14 protein-coding genes are annotated in these 11,777 nt (G+C 62.9%); 6 read left to right on the top strand and 8 right to left on the bottom strand.

Annotated elements, in window-relative coordinates; all coding sequences use genetic code 11:
- Positions 1-13 precede the first annotated feature (13 nt).
- Genes JGU71_RS10830 through JGU71_RS10815 form a run of 4 tightly spaced genes read right to left on the bottom strand, consistent with a single transcriptional unit; the run spans position 14 to position 4,273 of the window.
- Positions 14-1,528 (bottom strand): flavin-containing monooxygenase, encoded by a 1,515-nt coding sequence (locus JGU71_RS10830; RefSeq protein ID WP_199704089.1) that lies wholly within the window; start codon positions 1,526-1,528, stop codon positions 14-16.
- Entirely contained in the window at positions 1,525-2,445 is a 921-nt protein-coding gene (locus tag JGU71_RS10825) for a ferritin family protein (RefSeq protein ID WP_199704088.1), read from the bottom strand. Before JGU71_RS10825 ends, JGU71_RS10830 begins: the two co-directional genes overlap by 4 nt.
- Before the next feature lie 2 nt (positions 2,446-2,447).
- Positions 2,448-3,353, bottom strand: a complete 906-nt coding sequence (locus JGU71_RS10820; RefSeq protein WP_199704087.1) for an SDR family NAD(P)-dependent oxidoreductase — start codon at positions 3,351-3,353, stop codon at positions 2,448-2,450.
- Positions 3,353-4,273, bottom strand: coding sequence for an alpha/beta hydrolase (locus JGU71_RS10815; protein ID WP_233529016.1), 921 nt, complete (start codon positions 4,271-4,273; stop codon positions 3,353-3,355). Before JGU71_RS10815 ends, JGU71_RS10820 begins: the two co-directional genes overlap by 1 nt.
- Positions 4,274-4,416: 143 nt before the next feature.
- Here JGU71_RS10815 and JGU71_RS10810 point away from each other — a divergent pair, with 143 nt between their 5' ends.
- The 5 genes from JGU71_RS10810 (at position 4,417) to JGU71_RS10790 (ending at position 8,060) form a co-directional block, all read left to right on the top strand.
- Positions 4,417-5,472, top strand: coding sequence for a ferredoxin--NADP reductase (locus tag JGU71_RS10810; RefSeq protein ID WP_199704085.1), 1,056 nt, complete (start codon positions 4,417-4,419; stop codon positions 5,470-5,472).
- A 70-nt stretch (positions 5,473-5,542) separates the two neighbouring features.
- A complete protein-coding gene (locus JGU71_RS10805; protein ID WP_199704084.1) occupies positions 5,543-6,196 on the top strand; it encodes a TetR/AcrR family transcriptional regulator in 654 nt (217 codons plus the stop codon).
- Positions 6,193-7,047: a metal-dependent hydrolase gene (locus JGU71_RS10800; RefSeq protein WP_199704083.1), complete on the top strand. Its 855-nt coding sequence runs from the start codon at positions 6,193-6,195 to the stop codon at positions 7,045-7,047. The genes JGU71_RS10805 and JGU71_RS10800 overlap by 4 nt, the downstream gene beginning before the upstream one ends.
- A gap of 130 nt (positions 7,048-7,177) precedes the next feature.
- The gene (locus JGU71_RS10795; protein ID WP_199704082.1) at positions 7,178-7,507 is read left to right on the top strand and encodes a hypothetical protein; all 330 of its coding nucleotides are present in this window, start codon (positions 7,178-7,180) and stop codon (positions 7,505-7,507) included.
- A 7-nt stretch (positions 7,508-7,514) separates the two neighbouring features.
- Positions 7,515-8,060 carry a DinB family protein gene (locus JGU71_RS10790; RefSeq protein WP_199704081.1) on the top strand — a complete coding sequence of 182 codons (546 nt, stop codon included), beginning with the start codon at positions 7,515-7,517 and terminating at the stop codon, positions 8,058-8,060.
- Here the strand turns inward: JGU71_RS10790 and sigK are convergent.
- Entirely contained in the window at positions 8,048-8,617 is a 570-nt protein-coding gene (gene sigK, locus JGU71_RS10785) for an ECF RNA polymerase sigma factor SigK (RefSeq protein WP_199704080.1), read from the bottom strand. The genes JGU71_RS10790 and sigK overlap by 13 nt on opposite strands.
- A gap of 107 nt (positions 8,618-8,724) precedes the next feature.
- Entirely contained in the window at positions 8,725-9,435 is a 711-nt protein-coding gene (locus JGU71_RS10780) for an SDR family oxidoreductase (RefSeq protein WP_199704079.1), read from the bottom strand.
- Positions 9,436-9,537: 102 nt separating this feature from the next.
- On the opposite strand from JGU71_RS10780, the gene JGU71_RS10775 reads away from it, so the two are divergent.
- Positions 9,538-10,026, top strand: coding sequence for a winged helix-turn-helix transcriptional regulator (locus JGU71_RS10775; RefSeq protein ID WP_199704078.1), 489 nt, complete (start codon positions 9,538-9,540; stop codon positions 10,024-10,026).
- Here the strand turns inward: JGU71_RS10775 and JGU71_RS10770 are convergent.
- Entirely contained in the window at positions 10,002-11,030 is a 1,029-nt protein-coding gene (locus tag JGU71_RS10770) for a MerR family transcriptional regulator (protein ID WP_199704077.1), read from the bottom strand. The genes JGU71_RS10775 and JGU71_RS10770 overlap by 25 nt on opposite strands.
- A gap of 30 nt (positions 11,031-11,060) precedes the next feature.
- Positions 11,061-11,726 (bottom strand): HEAT repeat domain-containing protein, encoded by a 666-nt coding sequence (locus tag JGU71_RS10765; protein ID WP_199704076.1) that lies wholly within the window; start codon positions 11,724-11,726, stop codon positions 11,061-11,063.
- Between the last annotated feature and the right edge of the window lie 51 nt (positions 11,727-11,777).

Below are 11,777 nucleotides of genomic sequence, written 5' to 3'. Positions count from 1 at the left end.
CGACCGACGGCCATCAGCTCACAGCGGCCCTGTCACTCGGGCGCCTGCCGGCCTTCGTCGAATCCTTCGCCAGCACGAAGTCGCTCAGGTCGAGCTTGCGCAGCTGGTTCGCGTACTGCGTGGCGAAGCCGGGGAACATCGTGGCGTTGAAGCCGTCCTCGGTGAGGTACCAACTCTGGCAACCGGAGTTCCACGTCGTCGATTCGAGACGCCGTTGGATGTCGGCGTTGTAGCGGTCCTGGACGTCGCGCCGCACGTCGAGCATCGTGAGGTTCTTGTCGAGAACGGTGCGGACCGCATCGGTGATGTAGTCGATCTGCGCCTCCATGTACACAAGGGCGGAGCTGTGTCCCGGACCCGAGTTCGGTCCGAAGGTCAGATACAGATTCGGGTAACCCGACACCGCGACGCTCTTGTAGGCGTAGGCGCCCTTGCTCCACTCGTCCGACAGCACCCGGCCGTGCCGGCCGACGATCGGAATCGGAGTGCCTGTCTTCGACACGTCGAAACCGGTCGCGAACACGATGCAGTCGAACTGGTGCTCGATGCCTTCGACTGTCCGAATGCCTTTGGGAGACAACGTCGCAATCGGCCAGGTGATCAGTTTGCAGTTGTCCTTCTGCAAGGCCGGGTAGTAGTCGCTTGTCATCAGCAACCGCTTGCAACCTGCGCGAAAGTCAGGGGTGAGCTGACGCCGCAACCACGGATCCTTCACCTGCGCACGAAGATGCGCTTTGCCGACGGTTTCGACGACGCGCGTCAGCGGGGTGTTCCACACGACACCGAGGGCCACCGATTCGTGTCCCCAGAACCATGCTTGCCGCGCAAGGGATTCCGTGACCGGGAATTGGCGATAGAGCATCTTGGACACGCTGTTGGTACGCCGGTTCACGCGGGGCAGCACCCAACCGGCAGTGCGCTGGAACACCTTTACCGACTCGGCCTGCTTCACCAATTCGGGAACGATCTGCACTGCACTTGCACCGGTGCCGACGACGGCGACCTTCTTGCCTGTGAAGTCGTAGTCGTGATCCCACTTCGCGCTGTGGACCTTATGGCCCTCGTAGGTATCGATTCCTTTGATGTTCGGCAGGCTGGCGTTCGCCAACGGCCCCGACGCCACAACGACGGAGCGGGCGAAAACCTTGGGTTTGCGACCCTCGAAGGTCACGGTCCAGAGACCGGCTTCCTCGTCGAACTGCAGGTTCGTGACAGTGTGCGCGAACCGAAAGTGATTGCGCAGACCGAACTCTTCGACCATCGACTCGACGTAACCGAGGATCTCGGCGCTGCCGGAGTAGGTGTGCGACCAGTCGGGGTTGGGGGCGAAACTGTAGGAGTAGAGCCGCGACGGGATGTCGCACGCCGCTCCCGGGTAGGTGTTGTCTCGCCAGGTGCCACCGACGCGAGTGTCGCGTTCGAAGATCGCGAAGTCGGTGATTCCCTTCTGTTTCAACCGAATTGCAGTGCCGATGCCGGCGAATCCGCCGCCGATGATTGCCACGTCCAGTGGCGCGACCTTACTCATGCGACAGGCTCGTAGGTCAGTTCCTGCGCCCACTTGGGATCGGAATGAATGAAGCGTTCCGGCACGTGCGCCGTCACCTTGACCAGTGTGTCGGCAAGGAGGTGGTACGGGTGCTTGCGGTTGATGACCATGGAGCCGTGGTACTTGATGATCTGGTACATCGGCAGCCGCTTGGCGAAGTCACCGCGTTCGCCTGCAGCCTTGAAGCGATTCATCGCGCCGTAGAGGCGCTCCTCGTCGACGCCCATGGCAACGATGTTGTCGCGCATCTTGTTCAACAGCGGGACATAGCTCAGCGCGCCGATGATCAGCGACGGGTTGAGCCAGCCGCCGACCAGGTCGATGGCAAGTTTGCGAGCCGTGGCATGACCAAGCAGATCCATTACCTCGAAACCGACTGCCAAATGGCGTGATTCGTCGTTGTTGATCCGCTTGAACACCTGCTGCGCGACGGGGTCGGGAACTTCGTCGGTGATGAACTTGATCAGTGCGCCATCGAGGGCCACCTCGAGCATCGGGATGACCGTGCCGAGGAACGAGAGCGACATTCCGTCGGCATAACGATCGAGCCAGTCGATGACGATCTTGACGTTGATGTTCGGCTCGGGAATCTTGTCGCCGTCGAGCATGCCCCAGCGCCGCATCAGGGCGAGTTCCGCATTGGCATGCTTCTGCTCTTCAGCGTGGAAGTGCTCGTAGATGCTCTTGAGGGTGTCGTTCGGCGCCTTCTTTGCCATTGCCGCGAAGCCACGCGCACCGACGTTTTCGATCCACATCAGATCCGCCATGAACGGCTTCAACTTCGCGTGCATTTCGGGGCTGATGGTGTCCGCCCCTGGTCCGTCCCAGTCGATGTCGGCAAGTGCCCACTGCTTGTCTTTGATCATCTGCAGCATTTTTTCGAGGTCCATAGCCATGGTCAGACTCCTGTCTTCTGAGTGGAGCTCGGCGCCGGTGCGGCCGCCGTGTCTTCTTGGGGGAGAATGCGATTGAGCATTCCGATGCCATACGCGTACTGCGCGGGGAAATGCCGCTTGAGATGCCAGACGAGGTTGGCGTCGAGCTGCGGGAGTACGTAGAGCTTGCCTTTGTCATGGGCGTCGAGAGTTGTCTTGGCGACGCTCTCGGGCGAGAAGCCGGTCAGTCGCATCAGCGTGTCCGCGAGTTGCGACGACTTGGCGGTGATGCGGCCGTCCTTCGCGACGTTCGTCTTGACGAACGTCGGGCACAACACGGTGACGTTGACGCCGGTCCCGCTGAGCTCGGCGGCCATCGTTTCCGACAGCGACATCACTGCCGCCTTGGACACGTTGTATGCGGCCATCGATGGTGCTGCGGCAAATCCGGCGGCGGAGGCGACGTTGATGATTCCGCCTCGACCGGCGGCACGAAGTTGGGGTGTGAACAACTCGCAGCCGTACACGACACCCCAGAGGTTGATGTCGAGTGCCCACTTCCAATCGTCGAGACCGATACTGCCGACCGGCTTTCCACCGATGCCGACACCGGCGTTGTTGATCACCAGGCTCGGCGGTCCTTTGAAGATCAGTTCCGCATGCAACGCAAGGCTTTCCACGTCCTCACGGCGGCCGACGTCGCAGAAGAACGCGTGCGCCGTTGTGCCGTAGACCCGTTCGATGATGCGAACGGTTTCCTCAGCGCGCTCCTTGTCTATGTCGGCGCAGATGACTTCGCCGCCACGAGCTGCGAGTTCGAGCGCGAAGGCACGGCCGATGCCGCTTCCTGCACCGGTGACGACGGCTTTCGCCTTGTGCGAGCGACCGTTACGAGTGAACGGGGCAAGCATGGTGTCGAGTCCCAGCATCAGCTGACCCGCCTTTCTGTCAGTGTCGCCGTCTGTTCGAGCGACGTGGTGATGAAGTGCGCTGCCCGTGCGACGGCGTGGTTGGCTTCCGGAACGAGGAGCGACAGCGCTTGGAAGACGTGCATCTGGCCCGGCCAGATTTCGAGGTCGCAACTACCGCCGGCCGCCCGCACGGTCTGCTGCAGGTACCTGGCGTCGGCACTCAACATCTCCACCTCACCTGCCTGTACGAGGATCGGCGGAAGATTGCTTCCAGCAGGTAGTTTCAGCGTCAAGCGGGTGTGTTCGGCATCGTGTCCGGCGGTGTAGAGGGCGACAAGTTCACGTGCGCCCTGCGCTGTGATCATCGGATCGGGGCGGACGCGTTCCTGATCCGCCGACAAGCGGAATGAAAGGTCGACGAGCGGCGAGAACATAACGCACGCAGCAGGTTGCGGGGTCGCGGTCCGTACGTTCTCGATCATCAAGTCGAGTGCGAGATGTCCGCCTGCGGAATCGCCTGCGACAACGAGATCGCTTGCCAGGAAGCCACGTTCGAGCAACCAGCGGTAGCCGGCTTCGATGTCGTCGGCAGCCGCGGGAAACGGATGTTCGGGCGCGAGGCGGTAGTCGGTGAGGAAGACGGGCAATCCGGTGGCGCGCGAGAGTCTGGACGCGAGCCCGCGGTGGGTGCGGGCCGAGCAGATTACGTAGCCGCTGCCGTGGATGTAGTAGACCGCTCTGTCACCGAATTCGACGCCAGGTGCTGCGACCCATTCGCCACGGACCGCGCCGGATCGAACCTGGACTACTTTCGTCCCCCGCAGCGGCGGTCCGAGGGTGGACATAAACCCTGCGATCAGCTGCCGTGATGCCCACACGCCGCGCGCGTTGAGCGGCAATGCGCTGGTCAGCGGCCGTAGCGTCACGGATGTCACCATCGCCGCGAGCCTGGACGGGATTGAAGCCGATACCGGTACCGGCCGAATTTGGGTCGTCGTTGACCCTGCGTTCGTCATGCTTAACAGGGTCACCCATGTATGTGCCATTTGTCAATGGCTCATTTATCAGCCACACTTTGACCATGACCGCAACGAAGGCCAACGACGCCCGCTCGTCAGCGCACTCGCTCGAAATAGTCAAAGTGATCGAGGAGACGTCCGACGCAGTCTCCATCGTCTTCGATGTCCCAAGCGGCAGCGAAGAGGCGTTCGCCTACACCCCCGGTCAGTTCCTGACCCTGCGCATCCCCCATGGCGACGATTCGGTGTCGCGCTGCTACTCGCTGTCGAGCACGCCGTCCGCCGGTCGCCAGTTGCAGGTCACGGTCAAGCGTGTCGACGGTGGACGCGGTTCGAACTGGTTGTGCGACAACGCAACTTCTGGAATGCGTCTGGACTCACTCCGTCCCGGCGGGATGTTCACTCCGACCGACTGGGCAGACGACTTCGTCCTCGTCGCCGCCGGAAGTGGCATAACGCCGATCATGTCGATCCTGCAGACCGCACTTGCGGAGCACACCAACACAATTCACTTGGTCTACGCCAACCGCGACGAGGAATCGGTCATCTTCGCCGACCAACTGCGAGCGCTCACCACAGCACATCCAACACGCCTGTCGGTCCAGCACTGGCTCGAATCAACCTCGGGACTTCCCACCGACGAGTCGCTGCGCAAACTCTTCGGCGACGTTGCGGGGCAACGAGCGTTCATCTGTGGACCAGCGCCGTTTATGGAGGTTGCGGGACAGGCACTGTCGTCCGCCGGCGCTTCCCCGGACATGATTCACAAGGAAGTTTTCGTCTCGCTGAACACCGACGCGTTCGCGACACGCACCGCCACACCGACTGCGCCGTCGAATTCCGGAGCCGTGGTCACCGTCGACCTCGAGGGCGAGGTACACACACTGAACTGGCCGCGAGATCAGGTACTGCTCGATGTTCTGCTCGACAACGACCTGGACGCGCCCTACGTCTGTCGTGAAGGGAACTGCGGCGGCTGCGCCTACTCCTTGCGTTCGGGTGTGGTGACGATGCTCGTGAACGACACGCTGGACCAGTACGAACTCGACCGAGGCGTACGCCTTGCCTGCCAATCGATCCCCGAAACCGACGAGCTGGATATCGCGTTCGATCGCTGACGCCAAAGGAAAACTAACTGTTACTACCGGCAGTCTTGCCTGTAGGTACGTTTCGCTATAGCGTCGGGCTGTGCGCTCTCCGATCCGGATGACTCAGAAACAACGCGTCGACGCAATGCGAAACCGGCTGCTCGACGCGGCGGTCGACTGCCTGTGCGAATCCGGGTACGCGGGGCTGTCGACCAACGACGTGGTGCGCCAGGCCGAAGTGTCGAGGGGTGCTCTGGCGCATCACTTTCCGACAAAGTCCGATCTGGTGGCAGCCTTGGCCGAGCACCTGATCGGCCAGCGGGCCGAGGAGTTTCGCCGCCGTTTCGGAGCGCTGCCACCGTCGAGGCGGACCGCACCCGAAGCATTGGACGTGCTGTGGTCGCTGTACGACGACCGCAATTTCGCTGCGTTGCTGGAGTTGACCGTGGCGGCACGCACGGACGACGAGCTGCGCGAGGAAGTAGCAGCAATCCCCAAGCAGCTCAACGACATGACCCGCTCCGTCGTCACGGAATACTTCCCCGACCTGGCAAACATGCCGTTCATCGACGACATCATCAGCGGCGTCGAAGCCCTCTACACGGGCCTACGCGTGCACTCGATCATCGACGGGGATGCTCGCGGTCGGCAGTCCGCCGTGCGCGAACTCATCAAATTTGCGATTGCAGGCGCGCAGGGATCGTCCCTGCTCAGTTCCTTTTTCCATCCGCCCGATAACAGGAGATCACAATGAGTGCTCAGCCCATACCTCAGCGCGCCGTGAAGACACGTCGAATCGCCTTCTCGTATCCAACGGGCGGACTCGATCGGCACTACGTCCAGGGCGACCTGGTGATGAGTCACGCCGTTGCCGTGCTGTCGGCCATGTTCCCCGAGGGTGAAGATTTCTTCATTCGGTCCGTGAAGCACTACCAGGACAAGATCACCGATCCAGAACTGAAGAAGCAGGTACGCGGCTTCATCGGGCAGGAGGTGACGCACGGTCGCGAACATCGAGCGCTCAACGATCGTCTTCGTGAAATGGGTTACCCGACAAGGCTTGTCGATCGATTCGCGCACAATCTGCTGATCCGCACCGATCGCATCGTGCCGAAGCGCTTCCAGCTTGCAGTCACAGCCGCGCTGGAGCACTACACGGCCACCGTCGCCGAACGGCTGCTGACCAGTCCGGAGGCGCAGGAACTGCTCGGCGAGACCGAGGTTCGTTCGATGCTGCTGTGGCACGCGCTCGAGGAGTCCGAGCACAAGTCGGTCGCCTTCGACGTGTACCGGCACACGGGCGGAAGCGAACGTCTGCGGATCTTCACGATGTACCTCGTCAACGCGCTGTTCTTCCCCATCGTCATCATCTTCACGGCGATTTCGCTCCTCGGCGATCGCGCGACCTACAACCCGAGACGCTTGGTGCGAAGCATTGCGGCACTGCGACATTCGCCGTTCCTCGCACGCGTCGTCGTCGAACACCTACGCGCCTACAACCACAACGGCTTTCACCCCGACGACGTCGATGCCACCGCACTCCTCGACTCGTGGCGCACCGAACTCTTCGGCGAGCAGGGTGTGCTGACCGATCATCTAAAGTAGGCGCACACCTACGAACGGGGACAATGGACGTCAGGCGGCTCACGCGAGAGGACGCCTCGCCACCAAGCAAGTGTGCGACGGCGGCGGCCACGCGCTCAAGACCGAGCACTTCTTTGTTCGAACACCCACGATGCGCGAACAATTCGCCGCGGCCGGGGCAGCCAGCGATCCCGAAGCTCAGCGGTGGCTCGGGTGGCCACAGGGCAATGTGATGAACGAACCCGAGCATTCCCGGGAACTACGGGTCACCCCTGGCACCGGACCCGCGCCCGCACTCGCGACTCCAGGTCACAAAACGTTGGTTGCGATCGACGACGCAGCGAGAAGGGTTGCCGGACTCGTCACGGTAACTCCGAAGGACAACGGTACCGCCGACATCGGCAGTCGTCGATGTGCGAGGATCCGCAACCGATCAGCTGACGCGAACGGGCTCACAGTGCTCAGTTTCGCCAAAAAATGAGCACTGAGTGCCCGTTCGTGGAGGTGTTCTGAACGGTTTGTCCGAGTACGACATTCGGCGCCCTCTTACCCCTACCGGGACCAATCTGCTCGGTCTCGTCAAGCATCTGATCGGGTGCGAGCTCGGTTACTTCGGCGACACTTTCGGCCGACCGTTCGAACCGTTGCCGGGCTGGCTCACCTCCGAGGAACCCAACGTCGACTTCTGGGCGACCGCTGACGAATCGCGATCGGAGATCATCGACCTCTACCGACAGGTCTGCGCGCATTCCGATGCGACGATCGAGGCGTCGACGGTCGATACCGCAGGCTGTGTCGAACATTGGCTACCCGAGCACCGTGACGTCACCCTGCATCGCATTCTGGTCCATATGCTGGCCGAGACGAATCGGCACATCGGGCATGCGGACATCGTCCGTGAATTGATAGACGGCACAGCAGGTTTCATGTTGGGCAACGACAACCTACCCGGCGCCGACGAGACGTGGTGGCCCGACTACCGCGACCGGCTGGAACGTGTGGCCGAGGACGTCCGTGACGCTCAGACCCGCTGACCGCGCATGCGGATCAGCCCTTCCCGAATGCGAGACTTGACGGTCGGGAGCGCCACTCCGAGGGCTTCGGACACTTCGCGATAGGTGCAGCCGCCGAAGTAGGCCAATTCGATCGCCTCACGCTGCGGACCGCTGAGCCGGGCCATCTTGTCGCGGACCTCGTCCCTCTCGATGCGGTCGAGTGCGTCCTCGCTGACGTGATCGAAGACGCCCGTGTGACCGCGCGCGGCATGCAGGCGATCACGTTGCGACGCCGAACTTTCCGTGCGAACCCGATCGACCGCTCGCCTGTGGGCAAGCATCGCGACCCAACTCCACGCACTGCCCTGTGCCGGGTCGTATCGGTGCGCGTCGCGCCACACCTGCAGAAACACTTCTTGCGTGGTGTCTTGCGCGAACCCCGGGTCACGCAGAACTTTCAGGGCGGTCCCGTACACACGGTCCGCGGTGAGGTCGTAGAACTGGGCAAACGAGTCTTTCCTGCCCGACGCGATGTCCGCGAGCAGGCCGCCTGGATCGACGGTCTGCTCGTCTACTACTGGACCTCGTTCGGTCAAATGCCCTGCCTTCGAACGTCACGCGGAAAGTGACGCCGACCACATCACGTGACGAGGGTTCCCAGGACCTCGGCGGGCGAAACCCCAGGTCAGGGAGTGAAGCCGGGTCAGCGGCGGGGCAAGTCCGTGTACAGGTCTTCGATCGAGCCGGACAGCAGCTGCTTGACCTGCGCGGTGAAGTCGTCGACTACTACCTCGTAGACACCGGATTCGAGACCGTCGTATCCGGCTCGCACAACGTCTGCGGGATCCAGTTTGGGCACATCGACAGCTGCGGCCATCGGGGTGTCGACCCATCCCATGTGCAGCCCGAGGACGTGGGTGCCCTGCGGTGCCAACTCGATCCGGAACGAGTTGGTCGCCGACCAGAACGCTGCTTTCGCGGCGCTGTAACTACCGCCGACGCCGACCCAACTCAGCACGGAGTGCACATCGATGAGCGCTCCCCCACCATTGGCGCCGAGGATGGGCGCGAACGCGCGCGCGACCTCGATCGCGCCGAAGAAGTTGGTGTCGAACATCTGCCGAATATCGGCGCTCGACCCCGTCGTCAGTGAGTTGTTTGCCAAGCCGATGCCCGCATTGTTTATGACCAGCGTCGCGTCGGCGGCGGCGAGTGCCACGGCATCGATCGACTGTTGATCGGTGACGTCGAGCGGCAACGCCACCACACGCGGATCGTCCCATTCACGTGGTGACCGAGCCGTCGCGTACACCTTGGTCGCTCCACGTTCGAGCGCCTGCGCCACAAATTCCTGTCCCAGGCCGCCATTGGCTCCCGTGATGGCGACTACCGCGCCCTTGATCGATGTGCTCATTGTGCTGCCTTCTCTCGGAGTCTGACTTGCGATTCGATAGCTAGAGTACATCGACTTCACGACCCTGGCTACTGATTCGCTAGACAGCGTAGGATTGCGTAGGTGAGCAGCACCGAACCCCCGCGGCAACGGATCGACAACGCGTACTGCTCGATAGCGCGGACCGTCGACCTGGTCGGTGACCGGTGGCGCTTTCTCATCCTGCGAGAGGCCCTGCTCGGCGGCGTCGAGAAGTACGCAGACTTCGAACGGGCCTTGGGCATCGCTCCCAACATCCTCGCCGACCGGCTGAACACCCTGGTCGAAGGCGGAATTCTGGAGAAGCGCCAGTACAGGGAAGCCGGCGCGCGACCCCGCAACAGCTATCACCCAACGCCAGCCGGGTTCCAGCTGAAGATTGTGCTCGCAGCACTTCAGCAGTGGGGCGACGGCTACTGCCCGCCGCCCACAGGAGCGACGATCGATCGCGAAACCATCGACGACCACCGCTCGGTCCGCGTCGGCTTCATCGACGAAGACGACCGGCCACGCGATATCGACGAAGTGACGTTCGTGCGGAGTGCGAACTATCCGTCCGACAATCGACGTTGACGTCGCCTGCGGTCCGCAAAGTTCAGGATCGCTGCCGCCGTAGCCGCGATCGTTCGATCATCGTCAGCGGTCAGGTCGACGAGAGCGCGCTGTGCAGCCGGACCCGGAATCTCAGCGAGCGCCTGCGTGATTCGCAGCCGAGCCGGTGCGTCGACGGACACAGCGAGCTCGCGCGTCATGGCCTCGACAATCCCGTCGGCTGCCGACGCTTGCACCGCCAGAATGCCGAGTACCTCGGCGGCCTCGACGTCGCGCTGCCCATCGATGATCATGCCGAGCAGGGCGGACGTCGACGTTGTATCTCCACGTGAGCCGAGAGCCAGGGCCGCGCGCGCCCGGACCGTCGTGTCCGAGTCGTCGAGGGCTCGCAACAAATGCGTCGACGCCTCGGCCGTATGGACTTCCGCTATTGCCACGGTCGCCCTACGCCGGACGTCGACGTCGGGCGAAGCGAGACCGTCGGCAAGGCGCCCGAGCCCGATACCGTCAGCCCGCGACAGCGACCACTGCAACGCACCTGCCACGTTCAGGTTGTCCTCTGCAAGGAGCGCATCGACCAGCGCCTCGACAGGCAGCGCCGCATTCCCGTCCTGCGAGAGGATCGCCTGTTGCCTGCGCCCTGCGGACTCCGACTCCAGCCCGCGCAAGAGCGTGACGATGCGCAGGACATCGTCCCACTCCGCTGGTGAGGTAGCGTCGATGCGCTCGAGGGTCGTCAGCAACTCCTGTTCGGCAGCGATCCGCCGGCGGGTGTGTCGCATAAGGTCACCCACCAGTTCAGCCGGTGCAAAATCGGGCTCGTCCATGGCTCGTTTGGCCTCGTGCAACGAAAGCCCCAAGGTCCTCAGGCTCTCGACGTGAAAGAGGCGACGGATGTCGTCGGCGGAATACTCGCGATAGCCTCCCGACGTACGGCCCGTCGGCTGCACCAGCCCAAGAGTGTCGTAGTGCCGCAACATCCGGGTGCTGACGCCGCAACGCCGCGAGACCTCGCCGATCAACATGCCGTCTCCCTCCCTCACTCGTCCGAAACTTCAGTCGTCCGAAACGCCGACGCTCGCGCGTTTCGCCACCTCGAGCGAGAGAACGAATCCACCTTCCGGGTCGTCCCAGAGGCGTTTCGTCGCATCCGCGTGGGCACGCACGCGAGGGCTCGAACTCCTCGTCGCCGAGTCGAGGACAGGCAACACCGCTTCGTCCAGACCCACCAGCGCACGGCTGAGACTCAGCTGCACCTCGCGGTCACCACGGCCGAGTTCGGTCGCCAGCTCGGCTGCGAGCGCAGCCTCCTCACCGGCAGGTACGAGCACCACAGCCGCTCGCCATGCGCTTCGAGCGACTTCGTCATGCGCGTCGTGCACCAGGGCTGTCACCGCAGACCAAGCCTGCCGATCGCCGATTTTGGACAGCGTGTGCAACGACTGACTGCGTGCCTGGACCACGCCGGACCCGAGCTCGTCCATCAGCGTCGGCACCGCGATCTCCGCTGGCAGGCGGCATAGCGCCCAGGTCAGCATGTCGCGGACGAAGAAGTCCGGTTCCACGGCACACCGATCCACCAGGGTGTCGACGAGCTGCGGATCGGGGTGGGTACCCGCAGCGAGTGCTGCTCGCAGCCGGACCGATGGGTCGGCGGCGACCAATGCTTGGACGAGGCGGGCAGTGTGCCCGCCGTGGTTGGTTGTGTTCACGACAACCACCTCCTTCGTCGACTATTGAAAACCTTGTCACAGTGTCAAGGTCAAGCAACT

It is taken from the genome of Antrihabitans stalagmiti (assembly GCF_016482825.1).
In the GTDB taxonomy this organism is placed as follows: Bacteria; Actinomycetota; Actinomycetes; order Mycobacteriales; family Mycobacteriaceae; genus Antrihabitans; species Antrihabitans stalagmiti.
Note: the sequence above shows the minus strand (reverse complement) of the source record. Positions and strands in the feature narration are given on the sequence as shown.

Excerpts from the sequence above, each read along its gene's own strand:
- JGU71_RS10830 (WP_199704089.1), bottom strand. The coding sequence starts at position 1,528 with ATGAGTAAGGTCGCGCCACTGGACGTGGCAATCATCGGCGGCGGATTC.
- JGU71_RS10815 (WP_233529016.1), bottom strand. The coding sequence starts at position 4,273 with ATGGTGACATCCGTGACGCTACGGCCGCTGACCAGCGCATTGCCGCTC.
- JGU71_RS10825 (WP_199704088.1), bottom strand. The coding sequence starts at position 2,445 with ATGGCTATGGACCTCGAAAAAATGCTGCAGATGATCAAAGACAAGCAG.
- JGU71_RS10800 (WP_199704083.1), top strand. The coding sequence starts at position 6,193 with ATGAGTGCTCAGCCCATACCTCAGCGCGCCGTGAAGACACGTCGAATC.
- JGU71_RS10795 (WP_199704082.1), top strand. The coding sequence starts at position 7,178 with ATGCGCGAACAATTCGCCGCGGCCGGGGCAGCCAGCGATCCCGAAGCT.
- JGU71_RS10780 (WP_199704079.1), bottom strand. The coding sequence starts at position 9,435 with ATGAGCACATCGATCAAGGGCGCGGTAGTCGCCATCACGGGAGCCAAT.
- JGU71_RS10770 (WP_199704077.1), bottom strand. The coding sequence starts at position 11,030 with ATGTTGATCGGCGAGGTCTCGCGGCGTTGCGGCGTCAGCACCCGGATG.
- JGU71_RS10810 (WP_199704085.1), top strand. The coding sequence starts at position 4,417 with ATGACCGCAACGAAGGCCAACGACGCCCGCTCGTCAGCGCACTCGCTC.
- JGU71_RS10820 (WP_199704087.1), bottom strand. The coding sequence starts at position 3,353 with ATGCTGGGACTCGACACCATGCTTGCCCCGTTCACTCGTAACGGTCGC.